Source organism: Pseudomonas umsongensis (genome assembly GCF_002236105.1).
GTDB lineage: Bacteria > Pseudomonadota > Gammaproteobacteria > Pseudomonadales > Pseudomonadaceae > Aquipseudomonas > Aquipseudomonas umsongensis.
The window spans coordinates 14,917-39,206 of the sequence record NZ_NIWU01000011.1 but is presented as its reverse complement, the minus strand read 5'-3'; the positions used below and the strand labels follow the sequence as shown (position 1 = coordinate 39,206).

Annotated in this window: 25 protein-coding genes, 1 tRNA gene and 1 pseudogene; 14 read left to right on the top strand and 13 right to left on the bottom strand. The window is 56.2% G+C overall.

The genetic code is table 11. The features are described 5' to 3' along the window. Nucleotides 1–142: 142 nt before the first annotated feature. On the top strand, nucleotides 143–1,564 hold the full coding sequence (locus PSUM_RS30340; protein WP_020800378.1) for an MltF family protein: 1,422 nt from the start codon (nucleotides 143–145) through the stop codon (nucleotides 1,562–1,564). A gap of 104 nt (nucleotides 1,565–1,668) precedes the next feature. Beyond that, complete coding sequence (locus tag PSUM_RS30335; RefSeq protein WP_020800379.1) at nucleotides 1,669–2,103, top strand: DoxX family protein; 435 nt, start codon at nucleotides 1,669–1,671, stop codon at nucleotides 2,101–2,103. 60 nt (nucleotides 2,104–2,163) lie between these two features. On the opposite strand, the gene PSUM_RS30330 is transcribed toward PSUM_RS30335, so the two are convergent. Then, complete coding sequence (locus PSUM_RS30330) at nucleotides 2,164–3,447, bottom strand: NAD(P)/FAD-dependent oxidoreductase (RefSeq protein ID WP_083348714.1); 1,284 nt, start codon at nucleotides 3,445–3,447, stop codon at nucleotides 2,164–2,166. Nucleotides 3,448–3,630: 183 nt separating this feature from the next. Here PSUM_RS30330 and PSUM_RS30325 point away from each other — a divergent pair. Both PSUM_RS30325 and PSUM_RS30320 read left to right on the top strand, forming a co-directional pair. After that, nucleotides 3,631–3,707, top strand: a tRNA-Val gene (locus tag PSUM_RS30325). Nucleotides 3,708–4,004: 297 nt separating this feature from the next. After that, entirely contained in the window at nucleotides 4,005–4,850 is an 846-nt protein-coding gene (locus PSUM_RS30320; RefSeq protein WP_093935848.1) for an AbiJ-NTD4 domain-containing protein, read from the top strand. Nucleotides 4,851–4,959: 109 nt separating this feature from the next. Here the strand turns inward: PSUM_RS30320 and PSUM_RS30315 are convergent, their stop codons facing one another. Further along, nucleotides 4,960–5,658: a hypothetical protein gene (locus PSUM_RS30315; protein WP_083348716.1), complete on the bottom strand. Its 699-nt coding sequence runs from the start codon at nucleotides 5,656–5,658 to the stop codon at nucleotides 4,960–4,962. Nucleotides 5,659–5,840: 182 nt separating this feature from the next. Between PSUM_RS30315 and PSUM_RS30310 the strand changes: the two genes are divergently transcribed. Continuing rightward, nucleotides 5,841–6,212 carry a Rap1a/Tai family immunity protein gene (locus tag PSUM_RS30310; RefSeq protein WP_083348717.1) on the top strand — a complete coding sequence of 124 codons (372 nt, stop codon included), beginning with the start codon at nucleotides 5,841–5,843 and terminating at the stop codon, nucleotides 6,210–6,212. Between the two features lie 322 nt (nucleotides 6,213–6,534). Here the strand turns inward: PSUM_RS30310 and PSUM_RS30305 are convergent, their stop codons facing one another. Together PSUM_RS30305 and PSUM_RS30300 are read right to left on the bottom strand one after the other, a co-directional pair. Beyond that, a complete protein-coding gene (locus tag PSUM_RS30305) occupies nucleotides 6,535–7,158 on the bottom strand; it encodes a recombinase family protein (protein WP_083348718.1) in 624 nt (207 codons plus the stop codon). 135 nt (nucleotides 7,159–7,293) lie between these two features. Then, the gene (locus tag PSUM_RS30300; protein ID WP_083348719.1) at nucleotides 7,294–7,557 is read right to left on the bottom strand and encodes a hypothetical protein; all 264 of its coding nucleotides are present in this window, start codon (nucleotides 7,555–7,557) and stop codon (nucleotides 7,294–7,296) included. 693 nt (nucleotides 7,558–8,250) lie between these two features. Between PSUM_RS30300 and PSUM_RS30295 the strand changes: the two genes are divergently transcribed. Continuing rightward, complete coding sequence (locus PSUM_RS30295; protein ID WP_083348720.1) at nucleotides 8,251–8,652, top strand: hypothetical protein; 402 nt, start codon at nucleotides 8,251–8,253, stop codon at nucleotides 8,650–8,652. Between the two features lie 1,087 nt (nucleotides 8,653–9,739). Here PSUM_RS30295 and PSUM_RS30290 read toward each other — a convergent pair. From PSUM_RS30290 to PSUM_RS30275, 4 genes and pseudogenes are all read right to left on the bottom strand, one after another. After that, nucleotides 9,740–10,606, bottom strand: coding sequence for a hypothetical protein (locus PSUM_RS30290; RefSeq protein ID WP_083348721.1), 867 nt, complete (start codon nucleotides 10,604–10,606; stop codon nucleotides 9,740–9,742). A gap of 99 nt (nucleotides 10,607–10,705) precedes the next feature. Next, on the bottom strand, nucleotides 10,706–11,407 hold the full coding sequence (locus tag PSUM_RS30285; RefSeq protein WP_083348722.1) for a hypothetical protein: 702 nt from the start codon (nucleotides 11,405–11,407) through the stop codon (nucleotides 10,706–10,708). Nucleotides 11,408–11,849: 442 nt separating this feature from the next. Further along, nucleotides 11,850–12,470 (bottom strand): annotated as a pseudogene (locus tag PSUM_RS30280) (recombinase family protein); the annotation flags it as partial. Further along, nucleotides 12,401–13,288 carry a tyrosine-type recombinase/integrase gene (locus PSUM_RS30275; protein WP_225441897.1) on the bottom strand — a complete coding sequence of 296 codons (888 nt, stop codon included), beginning with the start codon at nucleotides 13,286–13,288 and terminating at the stop codon, nucleotides 12,401–12,403. The pseudogene PSUM_RS30280 and the gene PSUM_RS30275, both read right to left, overlap by 70 nt. A 597-nt stretch (nucleotides 13,289–13,885) precedes the next feature. Between PSUM_RS30275 and PSUM_RS30270 the strand changes: the two genes are divergently transcribed. After that, entirely contained in the window at nucleotides 13,886–14,080 is a 195-nt protein-coding gene (locus tag PSUM_RS30270; protein ID WP_020799087.1) for a hypothetical protein, read from the top strand. Nucleotides 14,081–14,143: 63 nt separating this feature from the next. Here the strand turns inward: PSUM_RS30270 and PSUM_RS30265 are convergent, their stop codons facing one another. Continuing rightward, nucleotides 14,144–14,896 (bottom strand): carbonic anhydrase, encoded by a 753-nt coding sequence (locus tag PSUM_RS30265; RefSeq protein ID WP_083348723.1) that lies wholly within the window; start codon nucleotides 14,894–14,896, stop codon nucleotides 14,144–14,146. Between the two features lie 238 nt (nucleotides 14,897–15,134). On the opposite strand from PSUM_RS30265, the gene PSUM_RS30260 reads away from it, so the two are divergent. After that, entirely contained in the window at nucleotides 15,135–15,590 is a 456-nt protein-coding gene (locus PSUM_RS30260) for a DUF2214 family protein (protein ID WP_020799085.1), read from the top strand. A 95-nt stretch (nucleotides 15,591–15,685) separates the two neighbouring features. Here PSUM_RS30260 and csrA read toward each other — a convergent pair whose 3' ends face one another. Then, nucleotides 15,686–15,877, bottom strand: coding sequence for a carbon storage regulator CsrA (gene csrA, locus PSUM_RS30255; protein ID WP_008057174.1), 192 nt, complete (start codon nucleotides 15,875–15,877; stop codon nucleotides 15,686–15,688). Nucleotides 15,878–16,129: 252 nt separating this feature from the next. On the opposite strand from csrA, the gene PSUM_RS30250 reads away from it, so the two are divergent. Further along, entirely contained in the window at nucleotides 16,130–16,495 is a 366-nt protein-coding gene (locus PSUM_RS30250) for an SPOR domain-containing protein (RefSeq protein WP_083348724.1), read from the top strand. A gap of 71 nt (nucleotides 16,496–16,566) precedes the next feature. Here PSUM_RS30250 and PSUM_RS30245 read toward each other — a convergent pair whose 3' ends face one another. From PSUM_RS30245 to PSUM_RS30235, 3 genes are all read right to left on the bottom strand, one after another. Next, nucleotides 16,567–17,256 (bottom strand): endonuclease, encoded by a 690-nt coding sequence (locus PSUM_RS30245; protein WP_083348725.1) that lies wholly within the window; start codon nucleotides 17,254–17,256, stop codon nucleotides 16,567–16,569. 4 nt (nucleotides 17,257–17,260) lie between these two features. Beyond that, entirely contained in the window at nucleotides 17,261–17,551 is a 291-nt protein-coding gene (locus PSUM_RS30240; RefSeq protein WP_033041211.1) for a DUF1654 domain-containing protein, read from the bottom strand. A gap of 134 nt (nucleotides 17,552–17,685) precedes the next feature. After that, nucleotides 17,686–18,774 carry an asparaginase gene (locus PSUM_RS30235; protein ID WP_020799081.1) on the bottom strand — a complete coding sequence of 363 codons (1,089 nt, stop codon included), beginning with the start codon at nucleotides 18,772–18,774 and terminating at the stop codon, nucleotides 17,686–17,688. Between the two features lie 327 nt (nucleotides 18,775–19,101). On the opposite strand from PSUM_RS30235, the gene PSUM_RS30230 reads away from it, so the two are divergent. The 5 genes from PSUM_RS30230 to PSUM_RS30210 all read left to right on the top strand — a co-directional run bounded on the left by PSUM_RS30230 (nucleotide 19,102) and on the right by PSUM_RS30210 (nucleotide 24,254). After that, nucleotides 19,102–19,533: a hypothetical protein gene (locus PSUM_RS30230; RefSeq protein WP_083348726.1), complete on the top strand. Its 432-nt coding sequence runs from the start codon at nucleotides 19,102–19,104 to the stop codon at nucleotides 19,531–19,533. 160 nt (nucleotides 19,534–19,693) lie between these two features. Continuing rightward, nucleotides 19,694–20,650, top strand: a complete 957-nt coding sequence (locus tag PSUM_RS30225) for a sugar ABC transporter substrate-binding protein (RefSeq protein WP_020799079.1) — start codon at nucleotides 19,694–19,696, stop codon at nucleotides 20,648–20,650. A 53-nt stretch (nucleotides 20,651–20,703) separates the two neighbouring features. Further along, nucleotides 20,704–22,257: a sugar ABC transporter ATP-binding protein gene (locus PSUM_RS30220; RefSeq protein WP_083348727.1), complete on the top strand. Its 1,554-nt coding sequence runs from the start codon at nucleotides 20,704–20,706 to the stop codon at nucleotides 22,255–22,257. Next, entirely contained in the window at nucleotides 22,254–23,231 is a 978-nt protein-coding gene (locus PSUM_RS30215; RefSeq protein WP_020799077.1) for an ABC transporter permease, read from the top strand. Before PSUM_RS30220 ends, PSUM_RS30215 begins: the two co-directional genes overlap by 4 nt. Before the next feature lie 3 nt (nucleotides 23,232–23,234). Next, nucleotides 23,235–24,254, top strand: coding sequence for a LacI family DNA-binding transcriptional regulator (locus PSUM_RS30210; protein WP_033040065.1), 1,020 nt, complete (start codon nucleotides 23,235–23,237; stop codon nucleotides 24,252–24,254). Nucleotides 24,255–24,290 lie beyond the last annotated feature (36 nt).

Here is a 24,290-nt window from a genome sequence, read left to right as displayed (position 1 = left end):
GCCGCGAAGAAGTCTGGGTGGTGACGCTGCCATCATTGTGCCAGTCTTTCGCGCATTGCCAGCGCTTCAGGGCGCTCTGTTTCTGTCGCTTGATTGCGTGAAGCCATTCATGCAGTCGACCTGAATTCTTTGCGGAGAGTGGATGATTCGTCCCTCGATTTTGCTACTGCTGTGTTGCTCGCTGCTGCTGCCGATGTCGGCGGTTGCGCGTCTGCCCGGGCCGCTGCAAGCCGTACCGGCGACCAAGGTGCGTGACCTGACGGACATCCGCAGCAGCCGCGTGCTGCGCGTGCTGGTCAATCAGAGCCGTAACAGCTCCGGCGAAGTCCAGGGCCAGGCCATCGGCGTCGAATACCATCGCTTGCGTGCTTTCGAGCAATACCTCAACGGCCATGCCCGCGACGGCCAGGAAATTACCCTCAAGATCATTCCCAGAGCCAAGGATCAACTGCTCGGCGCATTGCAGCGTGGGGAGGGCGACCTTGTGGCTCCCGGCGAGTTGCTGGATTTGCAGCCAGGCTTCGCCGTCAGCAGCAGTGAGCCCGTTGCCAGTAACATCCCGTTGGTGCTGGTGGGGATCAAGGGCGAACGTCGCTATACCCGTCTTGAACAACTGTCGGGTAAAACCCTGGCGTTGCCCAACGGCAGCGCCGCCGGTGACGCCATCAGCCAGATCAATCAGAAGCTGGCGCTGCACAAATTGCCGCCGGTCAAGATCGAGTGGGTCGACCCGAGCCTGGCGGTCGAGGATGTGCTGGAGATGGTCCAGGGCGGGATATTTCACCTGACCATCGTCGAGCAACCGATCGCCGAGCGCTGGGGCAAGATCCTGCCGAAATTACGAGTCGATCGCCAGGTGCTCATCAGCGAGCCAGGCGAAGAGTTCTGGTTCGTGCGCCGCGATGCGTCAATGCTGCGCGCCAGCATCGATCGTTTCCTGGCAGGCTATAAAAAGCCGTCGGACCAGGATGCTGCGTTCCTGCGGATCTATCGACGCCAGTACCAGGTCCACTATCCCCTGGCCAAGGCTGACCGCCAGCGCCTGGAAAAGCTGCGGCCGGTGCTGCAGAAACATGCAAGTGCCCAGGACATGGACTGGCTGAACCTGGCGGCGCTGGCGTTCAAGGAGTCCGGCCTGCAGCCCTCGGCACGCAGTGGCGGTGCGCCAACCGGCCTGATGCAGATCACACCGTCAGCGGCGCAGCGGGTGGGCGTCAGCAACATTCATGAGCTCGATGCCAATGTGCAGGCCGGGGCCAAGTACCTGGCGATGATCCGCCGCAAGTTCTTTGCCAGCCCCAAGCTCAATGAGCGCGAGCGCATGGCCTTTGTGCTGGCGGCCTACAACATCGGCCCGGAGCGGGTGCAAGGGATGCGCGCGGAAGCCAGGCGTCGCGGGTTGAACCCCAACCAGTGGTTTTTCCAGGTGGAGCGCATCGCCATGGAGCAGGTGGGAATGGGACCTGTCAGCTATGTTAATAGCGTGAACAAGTATTACCTGGCGTTCGATCGGGAGCGGGAGTCGTTGGAGCCCCAGGGGCAAAAAGTTGCCCTTCGTAAATGATCGAATAAACTGATTGTTATGGCGGATTTTTTACGCTTTTAACATGAGATTTACTGATTAATATAGCGGCCAACCAACACACACTCTTTTAGGGATGACACAGCATGAGCACACTGATCAACAAGGTACTGTTTACCCGCGCTGGCTACGGCCTGACCGTTTTGCGGATTGTCGTCGGCATCATCTTCGCCGCCCACGGTTCGCAAAAACTCTTCGGGGCATTGGGTGGCTATGGCCTGGCGGGCACCGCGCAGTACATGGAAAGCATCGGCCTGACACCGGGCTACCTGATGGCGACGCTGGCGGGCGGTACCGAGTTCTTCGGCGGCCTGGCATTGATCATCGGCTTGCTGGTACGTCCGGCAGCATTGGGCCTGACCTTCCTTTCACTGGTGGCGATCTTTACGGTTCATATCAGCAACGGCCTGTTCATGGCCAACAACGGCTATGAATTCGCCCTGGCGTTGCTCGGTGGCAGCATTGCGGTGCTGATCGAAGGGGCTGGCAAACTGTCGGCGGACCGCGCCATCGCTGGGTAAAGGCTTTGTGAGCAAATAAAAAATGCCCGTATCAGCAGATACGGGCATTTTTTTAGCGCATTAGAACCCGAGTTTGTCGCGCAATCCGTAGTACCACGCACCCAGCGCAGCAAACGGGGTGCGCAACAGTTGCCCACCCGGGAACGGGTAGTGGGGCAGGTCGGCAAAGGCGTCGAAACGTTCTGCCTGACCGCGCAATGCCTCGGCCAGGACCTTGCCCGCCAGGTGCGTGTAGGTAACGCCATGGCCGCTGCAGCCCTGGGAGTAATAAATGTTGTCGCCCAGTCTTCCGACCTGAGGAAGACGTGACAGGGTCAGGAGGAAATTACCGGTCCAGGCGTAGTCGATTTTCACATCCTTGAGCTGCGGGAACGCCTTGAGCATCTTCGGACGTATGATCGCTTCGATGTTCGCCGGGTCTCGTGCGCCATACACCACGCCGCCGCCGAAAATCAGGCGCTTGTCGCCGCTCAGGCGGTAATAGTCGAGCAGGTAGTTGCAGTCTTCCACGCAATAGTCCTGGGGCAGCAGGCTTTTCGCCAACTCATCGCCCAAGGGTTCGGTGGTAATCACCTGCGTACCGCAAGGCATCGATTTGGCCGCCAGCTCCGGAACCAGGTTGCCCAGGTAGGCGTTGCCCGCCACGATAATGAACTTGGCCCTGACTTTGCCCTGTGGCGTGTGGACGACCGGGCTGGCGCCGCGTTCGATGCGTACTGCCGGCGACTGTTCATGAATGGTGCCGCCCAACGACTCCACGGCCGCCGCTTCGCCCAGCGCCAGGTTGAGCGGATGGATGTGCCCGCCACTCATGTCGAGCATGCCACCGATGTATTGATCGCACGCCACGACCTCGCGAATGCGGCGCTGGTCGAGCAACTCCAGCTGCGTGTGCCCGAATCGCTCCCACAAGCGCTTCTGGGATTCCAGGTGGCCCATCTGTTTGGGGGTGATGGCGGCAAACACGCCGCCGTCCTTCAAATCGCATTGGATGTTGTACCTGGCCACCCGATCACGAATGATCCGCCCACCTTCGAACGCCATCTGCCCCAGCATCTGGGCCTGCCGGGGGCCGACACTGCGCTCGATCACATCGATATCGCGGCTGTAGCTGTTAACGATTTGCCCACCGTTGCGCCCCGACGCACCGAAACCCACCCTGGCCGCTTCCAGCACCGTCACCCGAAAGCCGTGCTCCAGCAGGAACAACGCCGAGGACAGTCCGGTATAACCGGCGCCGATCACGCAGACATCAGTCTCGACCTCGCCTTGCAAAGACGGACGCGGCGGGACCGCATTGGCCGATGCGGCGTAATAGGACTCTGTGTAAGGGGTGTTCGCCATCCTGCAGCCTCTGTTTAATAAATTTAACGATTGCGTCGATCCTACCCGAGTTGAAAAACCGCCGCCAGCCACCGGAAAATCTTCTTCGCCGCAGCAAAATTAAATATTTTGCATATTCATAGGGTTAGCTCGAAAAAAGGTGTTGACACCCTCCCGGAATTCCGTAGAATGCCGCCTCACAGCAGGCACGTAGCTCAGTTGGTTAGAGCACCACCTTGACATGGTGGGGGTCGTTGGTTCGAGTCCAATCGCGCCTACCAAACAAAATCCGCTCTGCTGGGCGGTCTGGAAGGGCTCACCGAAAGGTGGGCCCTTTTTTGTTGTCCGGGATTTCTTCAGAACGTTCACAAAATATAGGCTTCGTTCACACTGGGCAATGTGAACGCCGATATCAGCTCATTCTATAGGTGAGGTAGGGCGGGATTCTTCCTCCAATAGGTGTCTGATGTGCTTAGGCAAATGAGGCGAGCTCGCGCTAGGTATCAAGGTGTCGGGGAGTTTCGATAGCGGCTCGGTGGCGCTAAACTGCCATCCTTTATAAAAGTGTGAGACCTAGCATGGATGTTGATTTTTCACAGCGAATGGGCTTCCACCCTCTCAAGCCGCAAATACAGCTGGACTCGATCAGCGACAACCTCCGCATTGCTATCTGGAACGTCTTATTGCTTGGGTATCTCAACGGGTACTCCCCGAGGGCGGGTAGCTCCTATCGCTACGTGAAAGGATCTAACCGGCACTCGTTTGCGATGAGTTACGTTGGTCGCTTCAAGAAGCAAGCAATTGATGAGATCCCGACTAATTGGTCTGAATTCCTTGCACATTTCCGGCGCGATTTCTTCGGGCTTAACTGGCACCGGGTGTATAGCTTGATGGAGTTTGTTCTCGCCAATGTAGAGGACCGATATAAGTCTGCACTCCTAGACGGATTCAACCGTGCAATGGAGCGTGAGGGTAGTGGGTACAGAGTGGTGGGAGGCTTCGTCACTGCGATCACTTCGCCATTGGAAATTGGCGCTGTGGAGGAAGCGATGTTGAGGGGGGGCAGATTTCCGGGTATTGGCGAGCACCTAAACTCTGCGACCAGGATGCTAAGCGACATACAAAGTCCGGACTACCGCAACTCCATCAAGGAAAGCATTTGTGCTGTAGAGTCGTTGGCTAAGCAGTTGACTGGCAATGCGAACGCCACCCTCGGCTCTGCACTGAGCGAGCTTGAAAAGCACCATAACCTGCATCCAGCGTTGAAAAGCGCGTTTTCGTCTCTCTACGGATGGACTTCGAATGCGGATGGCATCCGTCACGCGCTCATGGATGTTTCGAATTTGACGCATGCAGATGCGCGTCTAATGCTCATTTGCTGTTCGGCGTTTATCAACTTCGCAATTGATAGCACCAAGGAGTGATCGTGGCTGGGTTTCCACTGATTTCGTGCCTCCTGCCGCTGGCAGGATTGAATGGGGTGGGGTCGATCTCTTCTCTCTCGCAGTCACGCTAAGTACGGGACGCCTAGCTTTAGGACGAAACTGTGATTCTTGCAAGCCTTGACTCCCGACTGTTGCGTAGGTTGGCAATGCGAGTGACTACGCGGGTATCTTCATTGGCGAAACTCTCCAGGCCCAGAATCTCCAAGTCCACCCAGAACAAGACAATGGCATCAACAAATTCTGCCAACAGTTCAACGCGCCATTGAACGGACTGAACCGACGGGTATTGCTCAGGGCACAATTCAGGGTGCAGCTTGAACAGCTTCCTCGAAGACTTACCATCGCCGTGACGGCAGGCATTGCCCAAGAGTTGTAGCTTGTTCAGGGTGGCGTACGAATCGAAGGTGGTGAGGTCAGTGCCACGGACGTACTGAAACAGCTTGTTGATCCTTTCACCCCAAGGCACATGCTCCAGTTCGTCGGCTGTCACACCCTCGATTCCCAAGGAGCCAACACAGTCACCAAGATAGCGGCGAAGCTGTTGCTCCCAGAGAGATTGGATTGACAGACAGAAAGCCATGTTCGTCTTGTTGATCAGGTCCCGGTGGTCATGAGCCATGAAACCGGAAATCACCAGATCATCACTGCTCGCCAGCTCTAGGTGTTTTTGACGCAGAGCTGACAGCGACGGCTTCACCACAAGATCAAGGAACTCTTCGGCAATGGCACCGTTTCGATAGGCGTAGGCATCAGCCCAACCGTGCTTCCATGTGTGAGGCGTCGTCATCACCACTCCTTGTCTCGTTACAGAACTGACGATGTTACCAGTCAAGACCGCTCCCTACAGGATCCATGCCCCGTCAGTCCTATTCAAATCCCTCAGGAAGCATCCTAGGTCAAACCAGTGACGTGATGGCAGGCAGCCACAGCAGTCGGTAGCATGCACCGATCACTCAGAGGGAGCTCAACATGAAGGCATGGATTGGGGCGGTTGCACTGGTGGGGACTCTGGCAAGCGGCTCAGCAACAGCGGCGCCAGTGGCAACAGGGAATGAGCTGCTCCAATGGTGCAAGAAGGTGTTATCGGACAACGAGGCGGAATCCTCCAGTTACACTGCCGGGTACTGCACCGCAGTCGTAGTGACTGTTGGCGATCTGGTAAAAAGCATTAACCACGACCTCGGGCCAAAACTCCAAATCTGTGTTCCCAGCGGAGTGAGCAATGGGCAAATGGTGCGGTTACTGGTGAAGTATCTGGAAGCGAACCCGGAAAAACTCCACATCAACGCCACGACCCTAACCATCTTGGCAACCCAACAAGCGTTCCCATGCAGGAGCTGACCAAGACGTTTTCCACAGGATTTTGGCCCCGCGCCGCGAGAGCAGTGCAACTCTTGGTTCGATCCAGATTTCGGCGGCGAAAATAACCCTAGGCACTTGTGCACGGAAACACTTGGTTCTACCCGAACTGCTCAACCAAGTGCACACGGCGTCACTGAAAAGCTAAGGAATATCAAAATAAGAACAACTCTCATTTGAGGGTGTTGCTGCAAGGCTCTACAGCACCACTATAGACGGCCTACAACGGTGCTTCCTCTGGGTCAAAGCTGTGACGACACGTCACTAGAATAACCCTGTGGACACTGTAGAAGGCGTATCAGTCTCATCCCTTCATCTCACGCTTGATCCGGTAGACAGTGGCAACACCGCACTCAGCGAGCTTAGCCACATCATCGGCAGACATGTCCGGGTGCTTCGCCATCAAGCGCACGACGTTATCCCACATCGCTGTGTTCTTGCCCTTCCCCACTGGCTTCCACTCAGGGTCATCGAGCCTCTTGTTCTTCAGACCCTCCTTGATGCGTTCCACGCGCTTCACTTGGTCTAGCCTTGCCATGGTCGCCATCAGGTCGAGCAACATGTTGTTGATCACTTCCATGATCTGGCCTGTGATGCCCTTGTCCTCAACCATCATGTGACTAGTGGGCAGGTCGGCAATCACCAGACGTAGACCCTTGGCCTTGATCGTGGCCTTGAGGGTGTCCCAATCGGCCTGCGACAGACGACTCAGACGGTCTACGGATTCGACCAGCAACACTTCACCCTTCTCGGCAGTGTTCAAAAGACGTAGCAACTCTGGACGGTTGAGCTTGGTGCCGCTGATGTTCTCGCTGTAGATGCCAGCGAGGGCCAGGTTCTTGTCAGCCGCGAATGCCTCAAGCGATGCCTTGGCACGCAGTGCATCTTGATCCTTGGTGCTGGCTCTCAGGTAAAGGTGGGCGTTCATGGCTGACTATCTTTTGTTGTTTGTTTCGATAGAACAATGATAATACGATCATAAAGCTATCTGCAATAGTTATTTGATAGCGACTTGTTGGCCGTTATCGAACTACCAGACAAGTAGACTACTTTGATAGAGGATTTACCTTGCGGAAAGGCGCCGCAGTCGGTCTTCACCGGACGGCATGATCTGCACATCCAAGAAATGACGCTCACCAAGGGAGGTGCTTTCCAGCGCCGTGACGTAACCGCAACGAATCAACTCATCCATCAAGACAACATCATCAGCTCTTGCAACCGTGACGGCTCCTGCTGAAATCTTCTTCAGCAACGCGTAATGACGCTTCTCCTGATCGTCCACGTTAAATGCCTCCCCAAGTGCTCCATGAACAGCGTTGCCCTGCATGTCGGATGACCTAGGCCCAACAGGAGAGTTCAACCTGAGACCAGTTGGACACTTGCGGACATTCGGCTGTTGACTTCGGTACACGGTCATGAACCGCTCGCACCTTGCACGAATTCGTTGATTATGGGTGAAATATGGCGATTTCGTGCAAAAACTCAAGATTCAACGCTAACAACGCACCATGCTTCGCAAATTACAACCAACCCCCTATGGAATGCGGGCTGTAGCGAGTATTGCTACGCGTGGCCAGGTCAACCGAGTGACAAAACCGATAGTTTCAACAGGGTATTACCCTAGTTTTTTCAGGGTTTCCCTGAGCCCCGCTGACAGGACAGAACTATCCTCAAAGTTGGACCTCCGATTCTGACCACTCACATTCCGGCGCTCCCGGTAAGTAGCGACCCCTCATGAGACTCAAGCGACTCATCGCACTCATAGTCGTAGTCGGCCTGATCTGGATCGCTGTCGTCTGGGGCGTATCGGCGTGGCTTGCACGAGAACCCACAGAACCCACACATCCACCCACCGATATTGGCGATGTGCTGAAGTCCCGTAACAATCCTTGATTGTTAGTCATCGGTTGCACCCTGTAGGGTCATTAAACAGGGGGGGGCCTCAAGGTTTCCGTTATCACTGTCGGGATGGGGTGCCATCATAGATTATGGCTTGAACTACATGGACAAGGAGAACGGTATGAATGGTTGGCAAAGGATATGGGTACTTGCTTGTGTTGCCATTGGAATAGCGGTGTTTGTGATGACCATGGATGCATGGCCAACGACTGCAAGAGACGATGAGTTTCATAAGTTCAAAGTCAGGTCGAATGAACTGCAACTTCAGATAATGCAGACCGCCACCGAATACCCGGACTCTTCACCGGGCGTTATCAATGAGAACAATACGCTCGACAAAGCGATACTCGCAATCGCTCAGGAAGAGGAGGACTACAGACTCAAACCATCCACGCTGTTATCGAGACAGTTGGCATTAGGGCTAACTTCGACATGCCTCTGGCTTCTCGCTTGCGGGATGCTCTACACAATCGGGTTGGTTTTCAGGTGGGTTGTCCGGGGCTTCCGCCCCAAGGAGGCTTAACCACTGTTTATCGCCACTGTTGTGAACGTCCGTTCACGGCCTATGAACAGCCTTTGATTGTCAGTCATCGGCTGTGTCCTGTTCGGGATGGTTAGGCGTGGAGACTCAGATACTCACGACCATCTGTGGTTGTCCGAATTCCGTGGTAAGAACCAATTACACTTCTGTCATCACTGGAATGTGCTCCAGTTGCATACCCAGCCAACATTAGATGTTTGAAGTTGTCGAAGTCATCACCGTCAACCGAGATGTTGTGATGGGGCGGAATTGGGCCGGACTCCATAGCGTGAATGTCAACCAGGAGTTTGTGACAGGCAGCGTTTAACGCAAGCATGGGTGTTTCCTCATACAGAGAGTGAGTTGTGTCAGAGATTGAGTGAATACGATTTTTCGAATTCGGGAATAGTTTACCACACTGTAGGAACTCGCCTTTATGGCGGGATTAACACGAGTGCTTCGCCCTTGGAACTCTGCTCCCTCGCCCTTGTCCTCTTCACAGCGTCCGCTGTGGGGTTAGTCAGCGCTTCTGCACTGAAGAATACCGTATAGTGAAGTTGCACAGAGCGGAGCTCTAAACAGCATATCCCTTCAAACGTTATCCCATGGTAGGCGGCAGCCTTGAAGTTACACACGAAAGAGATTGGCGGATGAATTGATATACATCAATCCGCCTACACTCATGAACTGCCGTTCATCGCAGGGAACACCGTAGACCTTCCGGTCTTGCACATACACAATAAAACATAACCACAATCCAGCTTCGCTGTTGCCCTTGATCTACTTTACAGTGCAAGACGAATGCGGGAGCATTCAGGGTGATCCCCTGTCAGCGACGCTGACGATAGTACCACTCAAGCGGAAGCTTACATTCTCACTTGCTGGGGATACGTATGTATCAATATCCCAGCTACACTTTCAGGCTGTCGCCTCTCTACAGGGTATACAGTCGTGAAGTCCCTTCACTGTGCACTCACTCCAAAGTAACATCTAATCAAAGGCAAGACTCCCTCGGAGAGGTAGTCCATCTCTCCGCTTCCGCAGAGAGATTGCTCTTAAGATACATGCGGCCGAAACTGTACCCCCCCCCCTATGCTGCCAGTGCGAACACCTCATCTCGCCACTTCCTAATGGTCTTCGGCGGTACATTTGTTTCCCGCTCAATAGCCTTCACCGGAGTATTCTTCGCCAGCAGTGACAGTACTTCATGTTTCTTGGGGTGCTGCTGTCGTGCCTTTATGGCTATGACATTGCCAGCGGACACACTACCCATTTCCTCTTCGGCGTCGTACTCTTCAGCACTCTTGTACTGCGTCAGCGTGCGTAAGTCGTAATGCAACTTAGCCAGCTCTTCAACACTTGGCTTGGCCAGATCCTCCTGATCGTCCCATGTACAGGGCTTAGGCTCAGACTCTATGCCTTCCATCTCTCTGTAAAGTGAGCGGGGTCGTTCACTCATCATCCATGGAATGATCAGTTCAATCGCCTTTACATAACGCCTGGCATGTCTGTCACCGAGTTGCAGCAAATCCTCTACTGCTTCGTTGGTGACAACTGGGAGGCTTTCCAGAATCACGACAAGGTTGCGTACGGACAATGGCATAGACTTGCCACCAACACCGATAACCCGGTCATGCCAGTCTAACCGTGCAATACCTTCAATTGTGTCCAATGCAAAGGCAGGATATCGACCCCAGTCCGTAGTACATCCGAAAAATCCAAAGAATGGATTATCAATGGACTTGGGTTTCCGCCCAGTGGCCCTCTTGGGCTCTCGGTCAATCTTGGCTCTTTCTTTCAACTTCGGAGCATTGTCGACCAACCACTTGTCAGCATTAGAGGCTATTCGTGCATCCAGCTCTTCGAGCTCTGCCGGAGATAGCAGCCCCGAAGAGTGAATAGGTGCAGTGCTGCTGGTTGTGCTCGTATTCAAATTCAAAGCGAGTGAGTGCTGCATTGTTGGTTCTCCTTGTTCAAGTTTCAGTTCATAGGCACGAGCCTCATTGAGTGGTGTTAACCGCAGGCAGGTGCCTGCGGCGGTGTTTGGTACGGCAGCTTAATCTCGAACGTGACGAGAGTAGGCACGAAGGCGCTCAATAACTCGAGCGTCAATCAAGTCTTCATACTTCTCTGCAAGCTCGTAACAGTAATCCCGATGAGCTGTCTTGTACGCGTCGAATGCTGCAATGATGTCACGAAACTTTCCCAGATAAAATTGCTTGCCGTGTTTCGAAATACGAGAAACAAAGTCTTTTCCTCTCGGCCCAATGGTTACTCCGATCGGCAATCCTCCTCGCTGACTCCGGGTGTCTCGAAACATCTGATTGATCACCCTCGGAACCAGTGAGCAGAATTCCGGTGAGTACATGGTGTTGAGCGGATCAAGAATATCCTTATCCAGCTCCATGTCTGCCTCAGATTTATAAGGCTGACTCACAAACCAATCTGCAAACTCTTGGAAGTCTTGCCACATAGGGCAAACCGTACAGTTCGCATATGCAGTAGCTTTGGAGTTGTAGCATCGATTAATCATGTCGAGCCATTTGCGATACGAACGGCATGTCTTCTCGTGATGCGGCATACCCAAGGCTTTGCGTCTCTCCGATGAGTCATAGCCAACTCCACAGAGTAACTTGCTGTCTCGCGGCGGAGCGAAGAGTGGCGCCTCCTGGCCCAGCACATAGTCAAGATGGAAACCGAAAAATTCCGGGTATACGTAAATTGTTCTGATGTTGAACTGTTCAGCGCTTTGTTTCATAAGTTCCTCCTAGTAGTTATTGCCGATTAAAACCGACTTCAGGTCGGCATCGACGGCAGTGTTCTACCTTCAAGGAAGTAATGAACTCTGCTATCGTCGGTGCATGGTCTCGTTTATGAGTTTGTTCAGATGTGATTGATTCATAGTTAATCTCACAATGCTGGTTCGACCGTCAGTGGTGGTCAGCCAATGTTCATGCGGCAACACATTACGCACCAGTGTTACGTTCGAATTGAACGCATGGTGATGACGGAAGGCGCCGCTGCGACTGCTGTATTCCTAAAAACGTTAAGTTGTTAAAGAGCGGTATACCCAATTTCCATGCAGGGAAAAACCTTGCGTTAATCTGGTCTGAATATCTGTGTTTCATTATTTATTGTGCGCCCGGTGTCTATGAGGATGGTCAGGCTGGGTCGCTCTCTTAACTATGAGTACTGGCCCCCTAAGCCTTTGGTTGACCAAGTGTGTAAGCCTTTCCTCCGGGCACACTCACAACCATTACCTTGTTCCAATGCCGTTTCACTGTAGCGATGCCAATACCGAGTTTCTCTGCTGCTTCAGATTGTGTGCAGCCCTGGCCTTTCAGTGTGAGAACCGAGCGAGTCGTGTCTAGCGCTTCGGGCCTTCCCAACCTTTTCCCCTCTTTCTTGGCACGGTTAAGTCCTTGCTGCGTACGCTCAATCAACAGGTCCCGCTCAAACTCAGCCACCGCATCCAACACTTTCATAGTCATCTTGCCAGCGGCAGAGGTGAGGTCTACATCACCCAAAACTAAGCAGTGAACTCCGATGCCTTCAGCACAAAGATGCTCAACGGTCTGGCGGACATCCATGACGTTGCGACCCAACCTATCCAGCTTGGTGACTATCAGCATGTCCCCAGTTTCCATACACTCAAGCAGCTTCTGGAAACCGGGGCGTTCGATCGCTGTCACGCTACCTGAGATGACCTCTTCAACCACTCGACTTGCGTGCACATCAAAGCCAGCGGTCCTTACCTCTTGTACTTGTTTCTCAGCGGACTGATCTGAAGTCGAGACGCGGGCATAAAGAAAAGTGTGTGCCTGAGTTGGTGAAGTCGAACGCTGCTGTCTAAGCCAGCCTTCACGCGTGCCAAACGCACAGCCTGAGTTACGGCGTGCGGTGTAACCGTAAACACTTGGCCGTTCGGGTGGCGTCCCACAGTGGCCCACAGTTGGGCAAGTTGGAGAATTTCAACAGCACGGTGGGTGAGGGGGACGGACCGTGTGCCGTTCTTCCCGTCGATCACATCGGCAATGCGGTCATTAAGGTGCAGGCAGTCTTTGGTCAGCTTCAGGATTTCGGATCGCCGCATCGCAGTTTCGTATGCCAGTTCCACAATGAGTTGCATGGTGGGAGACAGTTTCGCTAGCAGTCGCTCAAGCTCACGTGCACGGATTACCTTGTCTGAAGAGCGATCAGGTTTGGGAAGTGCAATGTCACTGACAGGGTTATGAATGTCGATCAACAACCCACGTTTGGCGAACCGGTAGAACCGCGACATGAATGCGAGTTGCGTTCTGCACGTAGACGGCTTGACCTTCTTCAATCGCATGATCTTGAAGTCATTGATCATCTGCGGCGTGATTTCATGAATGGGCTGAGTGAAGTGCCTGCCCAGATGCTCCACGATTTTCAGTGCGTGGTCGTAGCTGCCTTTTCCCTTGAGCATCGTTTCACAGTAGGTCATGCCCAACGTATAAATGGTGTGATGCTTGCGATCCATCGTCACGGCTTCGATCTGCTTCGCCCATGACTGTGCTTCAGCCTTGGTGCTGAAGGTTTTCGACTGTGGAGATTTACCTTTTACCCGTACCTGAGCGTTCCAGTTGCCGGACGGAAGGGAGCGAATATTGGCCATTGTTGACGCCTCATGATGTGAATGGGCGTTCTGTGAAAACCAAGAGCAGCAGGGCTTGCAGCTTGCTCAAGCAGACATTGACATGGTGGGGGTCGTTGGTTCGAGTCCAATCGCGCCTACCAAACAAAATCCGCTCTGCTGGGCGGTCTAGAAGGGCTCACCGAAAGGTGGGCCCTTTTTTGTTGTCCGGGATTTGAGCTGTGGTTTCAAAACTCGCACCCAAAGCGCCAAAGCGCCAAAGCGCCAGGCATTACTGAACTGCTTCAGCCCCGCCAAGCCCAAATGAAAACCAATTCGTCTCGCATTGAACTGCCTGCAACCAATTGCATCAAAGCAGGACAGGCAACCGGACTATTCGTGGGTTCACTGAGGCGGGAGGGTAATGATGGGGAGGCGGGCAATGATCAAGTTCTTTGCGGCTTACCTGTCCATTTGCCTCTTGCTGCAATGGACGATGGTCGAAGCGTCTTCCTGGATAGCCAGCCACGTGCTGCTGCGGTGGATTTTGTAGTGGCCCATCTGCAAGTGACGGCCGTCCCTTGCTACTGCGATTCAGGCGTAATATAGGCAGTGTTATCTCATCTGAAGGAGTCGCATATGATCTCCGACCAAATGAACAGACAGGCGTCCGATCACAAGGCTGTGTGGGATCAATATTTCTGCGCCGCGTTGATTGCCGAAAGCCATCTAACGGCGCCCGTCGTCGGCGCGGTCACGCATGAAGACCGGCAGAATCTGTTGATTGAAAGGGCCAAGGCGCTCGCGGACAAGATGATTGAATGCAGGAAATAACCTGAGCCCAGCCTTCGCGCTGGGCTCTTCACATCGGCTACATGGCAATCATGGCTGGACGATTCAGGCAACCAGTTCGACTTTACCTGTCGCCAGGCGATAAATGCCCCCCACTATTTTCAGCTGGCCCTTGCTGAGCGCATCAGTCAGCAGGGGCGTGGCTTGCTTGAGGCGTTCGATCGAGTTCTTGATGTTTTGCACGGTCGCGTTTTCCACCAGGTCACCTGGACGACCTTTGACCTGCTCGACAGAGGATTTGAGTGCATCCGTCAGTGCAGGGATCTTCCCGGGGAACACCGTGTGATCCTTGACGGCTTTAACGCCAGCCTCGATGGCGCCGCAGCGCTCATGGCCCAATACCAGGATCAGCGGTGCGCCGAGCACGGCCACGCCGTATTCGAGGCTTGCAAGGCCTTCGTCGGTGACGAAGTTGCCGGCCAGGCGTACGGCGAAAAGATCGCCCCGTGCGGTATCGAATGCGTATTCCGGGGCGATGCGCGAGTCAGAGCAACTCAGCACCGCCACGAAAGGATTCTGACCGGAAACCAATGCTTCTCGTTCATCCTTGAAGTCGTGCGTTTCGGAATTACCGCTGACATAGCGTTCGTTGCCCGCCATCAACCTTTTCAGGGCTTCATCCGGGCTGATGACGTTTTTGGGTTTTGGCGGCGCGGTGGTTTTCTCGGCTGCCTGGATTATTCGACTCGGCATTGCGCCGGCCATTAGCAAGGCTCCCACTCCCAATCCAGCAAGGCGAAGGAAGCGACGACGCTCATTGATCTTTGCTGCAGAGGTTGAATCACATGATTCGCACATGATGTTGTGTACTCAGGTCAATTAGGAGGAGTGACTGCTGTCGGGGATTGTGCCTGAAGAGCTTCGGCACTGGAGTCTTGGAGTCTAGTAGGTCTGTAACGTTATATTTTACGCGGCCTCCAGCGGGGGCAGCCGAGTCGTTGGCGGCGAAAAGCAAATGGTCTGTCGGGTGCAAACAGTCGTTTCATGAACTACTACTGACAGGCTGATTCGACTACGTCTCTACAGGAGTTTCCCGATGCTGGCTCACTGGTTGCTTGCAGCGATTCATCTTTTGGCGTTTGCGCTTGGATTCTGGGCTGTCCTGGCGCGTGGCACGGCTTTTCGGCGCCTGGCTGTCGGCGCAGGCGAGGCTCGCGATGTATTGATGGCAGACAACATGTGGGGCATTTCTGCCCTTGTCTTGCTGGTTACCGGCGGCATGCGGGCCTTTGGCGGTTTCGAGAAAGGCACGGATTACTACCTGAGCCAGCCGTTGTTCCATCTCAAGATGACGTTGTTGGTGGTTATCCTGCTACTGGAAATTGCGCCCATGGTGACGTTGATCAAATGGCGGGTTGCACGGTCGCGTGGCGCGGCTATCGATACCTGGCGTGCAACGCTATTTGCACGAGTCAGTCATATCGAGGCGGTGCTGGTGTTGCTGATGATGGTGGTGGCGAGCGGGATGGCGCGGGGTTTCACATTCGGCTGACAGAAAGTGAAGGGAAAGCGCAGGCGTGTTGCGCTGGAATCTTTAGCCAGCCGTCGTTGCGGGGCGAACGGGCTGGCTACTGACTACGACAGGATTCAGGTTTGTGGCTTTTCCGGGGCGGTCAGGCCGGCCTGAATGCGCTGGTAAATTTCTTCGCGATGCACTGCGACGTCTTTGGGGGCATTGATGCCAATCCGGACTTGCTGGCCGCTTACGCCCAGGATGGTGATCGTAATGTCATCACCAATGTTTATGCTTTCACCGACTTTGCGGGTGAGTATCAGCATGGTCTTCTCCTTGATTGCTTCGTGGGGCACCTGATTCGGACAGTGCAGAGGTCGGTGTTATGTATAGATTAGTGCGAAGTCTCACGGTTTGGGTGCCTCTTTCTGACGCGCAGATACAGCATTAATTCCCAAGGTGTAACTATACAGAGGCCGCCACCATGATTCTCGTTGTTTTGCGCCCATTTTTACGGCGCTCGCGAAGTATTCATGAATGCTAAAATCCCCCGCTTTAAGCATTCAGAGGGAAACGCTGTGCGCAAAATGGTCTTGGCAATCGCGGTATTGGCTCTGGCGGGATGCGGTGATGGCAAGCGCGAGGAGGCACCAAAGCCGCAGCCTGCGGCGGCGGCAACGTCGGCGCAGGTGGCGGGGCCACAGTGGGATCTCGAAGTACGGGGCGAAACGCCCCAGGCCGTCAGCGATCTCAGCGGCTGGCTGATCGAGCACAGCTTCATGTCCAACGTGGTCAGGGAAAATGGCAAGACTCGCATCCTGATGGGGCCTTACAGCTCCAGGGAAGAAGCCGATGCCAAGCAGGCGCAGGTAAATGCCGCGCTCATCAAGGCGAAGAAACAGAACATCGAAGTGCTGGTGCTGGAGCGCCCGACGGCTCAGTAAGGGCCCAGTCGGGTGGCTGAAAAAAAGGCCTGGGGTGTTCAGCCCCCAGGCCTTTTTTTAACCGCTAGCGTTCAGCCGCAGGCTTTCATGTCGACCGGGCCGACGAACTCGTTGCCGCGCCCCATGACACACGCCACGCTCTGGTTGCGCTGGCGTTCCCAGGCTTGCACCGGGTAGGTCTTGTCCCACGCCTGGTACAACTGCTGGTCCTGTTTCGACAGGCGCAAACCATATTGCTTGCTCATGTAGAAATAGGTTCGGGCGATCATGCCGCGAATGGACGGGCGGGGCATGACTTTCTTCGCCTTGAAGTCGATCTGGGTCAGGCACGAACCGTATTGGCCCGATTGCTCCGGTAGCCAGCCGAAACTGAAGTTGCTGCGGTCACCATTAACCTCGCCAATGCTGGGCACCAGGTTGTGCAGGTCGGCTTCGGCCTTTTGGTAGGTCGGGTCGTATCGCGTACAGTTTTTACGCCCGCCCTCCTGCCAGCACTGGCGCTGATGTCCGATTTGCCACGCCGGAACAATGTGTTCCCACTCGATGCGGGCGGCACGCTTGGCGTTTTTGCGTGGCACATAACCGCAGGCCGCGAGGTTCACTTTGTTACCGGTGTATTTACAGCCGCAATAAAACTCGGTGGACTGCGGTGCATACAGCTTCCAGGCGACTTTCTTGGCCTCGCTGAACGTGCGTGGCGCATCAGCCTGGGCCCCCATCGCGAACAACAGGAGCAGCAGGGCAAAACAACGGACACTCATCGACTCAGTCTTCCTTCGGCACTACCCAGAAAATCTGCACACCACCATCGTCGCGGTGGGCGAGGGTGACGTTGTCGTTCTCGTCGATTTCTTCGAGCAGGCGTTCCCATTCATCCACGGGCTCGTCTGGAAGGCGGAAGATCAGGGCTGCCCTGGCTTTTTGAGCGGTTGGGCCGTTGATGATTTTCTGAACGCGCAGGCCCATGCGTACATAGGTGTCTGGTGAGGCGGAGGTGGTGTCCACAGGATTATCCTTATTAAGCTGTACATGCATACAGTATTTAACTGTAGGCATTTTCGCAACTGCTTAAAATTCAAGAGAATCCTCTGACAGTGGTTTTTACCGATTGGTGTAGGGGTAAACGAGTTTTTTTGTCAGGCGGGAGTGATGAGAGATGCCCGACCGGAGTCGGTCGGGCGAGGGGCGAATCAATATTCCCAGAACATCCGTTGCAGCTCTTTGCTGTCATTGGTCTTGGTCAGCGCGACCATCGCCAGGATTCGGGCTTTCTGCGGGTTCAGGTCATGCGCCACCACCCAGTCATATTTGTCGTCAGGCTGTTCGGCGTTACGCAGGACAAACCCACCGGCATTGACGTGGGAAGAGCGGATGATCTGCACGCCGTCCTTGCGCAGGGCTTGCAAGGCAGGCACGACCCGGGAAGAGACCGAGCCATTGCCGGTGCCGGCATGGATGATGGCCTTGGCACCCGACTGGGCCAGTGCCTTGTAGGCGGTGTCGCCGACGTTACCGTAGGAGTAGGCAATTTCGACGTCAGGCAAGCTCTGGATGTTCTTGATGTCGAATTCCGAGTCCATGGTGTGGCGCTTGGACGGGAGGCGGAACCAGTAGGATTTGCCTTCGACCACCATCCCGAGGGGGCCCCAGGCGCTTTTAAACGCTTCGGTCTTGATGTTGATCATTTTGCTGACATCGCGACCCGACTGGATTTCGTCGTTCATGGTCACCAGCACGCCCTTGCCACGCGCGTCCTTGCTGCTGGCCACGGCGACGGCGTTGTACAGGTTCAGCATGCCGTCGGCGGACATTGCGGTACCCGGGCGCATGGAGCCCACGACAATGATGGGCTTGTCGGTTTTTTCCACCAGGTTGAGGAAATAGGCGGTTTCTTCCAGGGTGTCGGTGCCGTGGGTGATCACGATGCCATCGACGTCCTTGCTGTCCGCCAATTCGGCAACACGACGGCCCAGTTGCAACAGGTTGTCGTTGGTGATGCTTTCGGAGGCGATCTGCATGACCTGTTCGCCGCGGACATTGGCCAGTTCGCTGAGCTGCGGTACCGCGGCAATCAATTGCTCGATGCCGACTTTCGCTGCTTGATAGGTGGCGCTGTTGGCGGCGCTGGCGCCTGCACCGGCGATGGTGCCGCCGGTCGCCAGGACCACGACATTCGCCAGTTTCTGTTGGGTTTCGACTTCTTTTGCCTGAAGGGCGGCGGGCACGAGCAGCAAGAGGGCCAATGTGCCCGGAATAAGGTTTTTCAAAGCAGATGTCATTATTTTTCTCTCTTGTAGTGACGGTGCTGATGCAGGTTCATCTAGATGCGCCCCCAAACGGATCTGAACCCGTGGGGTGCTGAAGAAAGAGCACGTCCCGTACCAGTTACAACTGGAATCAAAAAAAAATCCTAACCTATTGATTTGTTTGTCAATTTAAACGAGTTGTTGAGCGGCGACCTTCCTGTGTTGTCCGGCTTTCCGACTGTGCGTGGATTTTTCATTCGGCTTTCCGAAAAGGATTTCGATTCCCCTTTAAATATCGGCGTTAAAGAAACCGGTCGGCAGGTCGATGTTTCAGTGAAGAATCATCTACAGGGAGTTCACATGTCGTTGACGGTCGGTTTGCCACATTCAGCGGTTGTTAATATCGGCGGGAAATCAGCGGCTGCCGTCGACACCTTGAGTGACACGGCATCGGTGCAGCAGTCCGGTGAGCCCGTGCAGGATGAAAAGCCTGTCCGAATGGAGCAGGGCGCGCAGGCGAGTGAAGACGCCGAAGGCGCTGGCAGCCAGCAAAGCGTTGCGGCGCAATTGCTGCTCAAGCGCATGCAGGAACTGCAAGAGCAACTGCGTGAGCAACAGCAACAACTGGCGGCTGCCCAGGCCGCGTGTTTTCAGTCTGAAGAGGCCAAGGCCGTGGCCGTGATGGCGCTCCAGTCACAGATTGCTGATACGTTGTCGGCATTGATGCAGGTGGCCGCCAGCCTGGCAAAAGAGTTGACTGGTTCCGGCAGTATTGTCAGCACTACGGCGTGACCTTGTGTGCTGGTGGCTATACGCGCAACCTGCGGACGGGGTATGACGGCCGTTGACAAATTCCGGCAAGATTCGCATAGTCATGGTTCGCAAACGTTTGCGACATCTCTATATGCCGCCCCGACGTTGCTCACAATAATCATAAGATCGGAGTGAACCCATGAAGCTGCCATTCGCTGGACGTCTTCTTGCTGTCGCAATACTGGCTGGCGCAACCGCCACGCTGCCTGTTTCTTCGGCGTTCGCCCAAACGCCTGAAAAGCCAAAAGTCGCGCTGGTGATGAAGTCCCTGGCCAACGAATTCTTCCTGACCATGGAAGACGGCGCCAAGGCGTATCAGAAAGATCACTCCGACGAGTTCGAGCTCATCTCCAACGGCATCAAGGACGAAACGGATACGGCCAACCAGATCCGCATCGTCGAGCAAATGATCGTGTCGAGGGTCAATGCGCTGGTGATCGCGCCCGCTGATTCCAAGGCCATGGTGCCGGTGATCAAAAAAGCCGTCGACGCCGGCATTACCGTGATCAACATCGACAACCAGCTCGACCCGGCCGTGGTCAAGAGCAAGAACATCAGTGTGCCGTTCGTAGGCCCGGATAACCGAAAGGGCGCGCGCCTGGTGGGTGAGTACCTGGCCAAGAAGCTCAAGGCCGGTGACGAAGTAGGCATCATCGAGGGGGTGTCCACCACCACCAATGCCCAGGCCCGCACCGCAGGCTTCAAGGATGCGATGGAGGCGGCGCAGATCAAGGTCGTGTCCGTGCAATCGGGCGACTGGGAAATCAACAAGGGCAACCAGGTGGCGTCCTCGATGCTCAGCGAATACCCGAACATCAAGGCCCTGCTCGCCGGCAACGACAGCATGGCGGTGGGCGTGGTGTCTGCCGTGCGTGCCGCGGGCAAGGCTGGCCAGGTCCAGGTGGTCGGTTACGACAACATCAATGCCATCAAGCCGATGCTCAAGGATGGCCGCGTCCTGGCCACCGCCGATCAGTTTGCCGCCAAGCAGGCGGTGTTCGGCATCGAGACCGCGTTGAAGATCATCAAGGGCGAGAAAGTCGACAGCGGCGCCAACGGCGTGATCGAAACTCCGGTAGAGCTGGTTACACAGTAAATTTCCGGCGACGCAATGGCGCTCGCCATCCCTGCGAGCGCATGGAGAGTCTTATGTCTGTTAGCGCCCCGCACGCTGTCCTCTCGGTCAGCGACATTGGCAAGACTTACGCGCAGCCGGTCCTGGCCGGCATCAACCTCACGCTCATGCGCGGCGAGGTGCTGGCACTGACCGGCGAGAATGGCGCCGGCAAAAGTACGCTGTCGAAGATTATCGGCGGGCTGGTCACGCCGACTACTGGCCAGATGCAGTTTCAGGGGCGCGATTACCGCCCGGGCAGCCGCACCCAGGCCGAAGAGCTGGGGATCCGCATGGTCATGCAGGAGCTCAATCTGTTGCCGACCCTGTCGGTGGCGGAAAACCTGTTTCTGCACAAGCTGCCCAGCACTGCTGGCTGGATCAATCGCAAGCAACTGCGCCTGGCTGCGATCGAGGCCATGGCTCAGGTCGGGCTCGACGCTATCGACCCGGACACCCCGGTGGGCGAGCTGGGCATTGGTCATCAGCAGATGGTCGAGATCGCGCGCAACCTGATCGGTGATTGCCACGTGCTGATCCTCGATGAGCCGACCGCGATGCTCACCGCCCGTGAAGTCGAAATGCTCTTCGAGCAGATCACGCGCCTGCAGGCCCGTGGCGTGTCGATCATCTATATCTCCCATCGCCTCGAAGAGCTTGCGCGGGTGGCCCAGCGCATTGCGGTCCTGCGTGACGGCCACCTGGTGTGTGTCGAGCCGATGGCCAACTACAACAGTGAGCAACTGGTCACGCTGATGGTCGGGCGCGAACTGGGCGAACACATCGACATGGGGTCACGTGACATCGGTGCTGCGGCATTGACGGTCAAGGGGCTGAGTCGTGCCGACAAGGTGCGTGACGTGTCCTTCGAAGTGCGGGCTGGCGAGATCTTCGGTATTTCCGGATTGATCGGGGCAGGGCGCACCGAGTTGCTGCGCTTGATTTTCGGGGCTGATACCGCGGACAGCGGCACGGTGGCGCTGGGCTCACCCGCCCGAGTCGTGAGCATCCGTTCGCCGGTGGACGCGGTTAGTCATGGCATTGCCCTGATCACCGAAGACCGCAAGGGCGAGGGCCTGCTGCTGACGCAATCGATCGGCGCGAACATTGCGCTGGGTAACATGCCGGTTATTTCCAGCGGTGGCCTGGTCAATCCTGGCGCTGAAGCGGGGCTGGCCCAACGGCAGATCGACGCCATGCGCATTCGCAGTTCCGGACCGGCGCAGTTGGTGTCCGAGTTGTCCGGGGGCAACCAGCAGAAGGTAGTCATCGGTCGCTGGCTGGAGCGTGATTGCTCGGTGCTGCTGTTTGACGAGCCGACCCGGGGCATCGATGTCGGCGCCAAGTTCGACATTTACGCGCTGCTCGGCGAGTTGACCCGCCAGGGCAAGGCCTTGGTGGTGGTGTCCAGCGACCTGCGCGAATTGATGTTGATCTGCGACCGCATCGGTGTGCTCTCGGCGGGGCGTCTGATCGACACCTTCGAGCGCGACAGCTGGACCCAGGATGATTTGCTTGCCGCCGCGTTCGCCGGCTACCAAAAACGTGATGCGCTGCTCAACGAAGCGGCGCCTAGGGATCTTCAATGAAAACCGTATCTTCGGCCGGCCCACGCAGCGGCAATTTCTATGGGCTGGGCACTTACCTGGGGCTGGCCGGCGCCTTGCTGGCCATGGTCGTGCTGTTCTCGGTCCTGAGCAGCCATTTCCTCTCCTACAACACTTTCAGCACCCTGGCCAACCAGATTCCGGACTTGATGGTCCTGGCGGTCGGTATGACCTTCGTGCTGATCATCGGCGGTATCGACCTGTCGGTGGGTTCGGTGCTGGCGCTGGCCGCGTCGACGGTCAGCGTGGCGATTCTCGGTTGGGGCTGGAGCGTGCTGCCAGCGGCTTTGCTCGGCATGGCGGCTGCCGCGCTGGCGGGGACCGTCACCGGTTCGATCACCGTGGCCTGGCGCATTCCCTCGTTCATCGTGTCCCTGGGTGTGCTGGAAATGGCCCGCGGCGTGGCGTACCAGATGACCGGTTCGCGCACGGCCTACATCGGCGACGCCTTTGCCTGGCTGTCCAATCCGATCGCCTTCGGAATTTCGCCCTCGTTCATCATCGCCTTGCTGATCATTTTCATCGCCCAGGCCGTGTTGACCCGTACCGTATTCGGGCGCTACCTGATCGGCATCGGCACCAACGAAGAGGCGGTGCGCCTGGCGGGGATCAACCCCAAGCCCTACAAGATCCTGGTGTTCAGCCTGATGGGGTTGCTGGCCGGTATTGCCGCGCTGTTCCAGATTTCTCGCCTGGAAGCGGCGGACCCCAATGCCGGCTCCGGGTTGGAGTTGCAAGTGATCGCTGCCGTGGTGATTGGCGGCACCAGTCTGATGGGTGGGCGCGGCTCGGTCATCAGCACCTTCTTCGGCGTGCTGATCATTTCGGTATTGGCGGCCGGCCTGGCGCAGATCGGCGCCACCGAGCCGACCAAACGCATCATCACTGGCGCCGTGATCGTGGTGGCGGTAGTGCTGGATACTTATCGCAGTCAGCGCGCAAGCCGGCGGACCTGAGTCATGGCAACGATCAAGGATGTAGCAGCACTGGCGGGGATTTCCTACACCACGGTTTCCCATGTGGTGAACAAGACCCGGCCGGTGAGTGAAGAAGTACGGGTCAAGGTCGAGGCCGCAATCAAGACCCTCGATTATGTGCCCAGCGCCGTCGCCCGGTCCCTCAAGGCCAAGACCACGGCAACCATCGGCCTGCTGGTGCCCAACAGCCTCAACCCGTATTTCGCCGAGCTGGCGAGGGGTATCGAGGACTACTGTGAGCGTAATGGCTACTGTGTGATCCTGTGCAATTCGGACGATAACCCGGACAAGCAGCGTAGTTACCTGCGAGTATTGCTGGAGAAACGCATCGACGGCCTGATCGTCGCCTCGGCCGGTGGTGACGGCGGGTTGGCCCAGGGCCTGGCGGCCGTGCGCACGCCGATGGTGATCGTCGACCGAGGGCTCGAAGGCGTCGACGCGGACCTTGTGCGCATCGATCACGAGTACGGCGCCTACCTGGCCACGCGGCATCTGCTGGAGTTGGGGCATCGGGATATCGCCACCATCAGCGGCCCTGCAACCACCAGCGTGGCGCAGATGCGCTTGGCCGGCTTTTGCCGGGCCCTTGAAGAGGCGGGTATCCGTGTTGCGCGCGGGCGCATGCTCGAAAGCGATTTCACCAGCACCGGTGGCTACAGCGCCGCCGCTGTGCTTCTGGAAAACAATCCGCCCAGCGCGATCTTTGCCGCCAACGACATGATCGGTATCGGTGTGCTGCGTGCCGCCGCCGAGCGCAATATCCGCGTGCCGACGGACCTTTCCGTCATCGGCTTCGACGACATCCAGATGAGCCGCTATGTCTATCCGGCACTGACCACCGTGGGCCAGTCGATCCTGCAACTGGGCGAAATGGCGGCCGGGGTGCTGCTGCGCCGGATTGCCAAGCCGGACCTGGCAACCGAACAACGCATCGTGACCCCCAGCATCGTCTTGCGCGAATCGACCGCGCCGTTGGCCGGGGTGTTCGCACAGTATCGTTAAATGAAAAGCATCGCTAAATCCCGAGCAGCGCTGGAA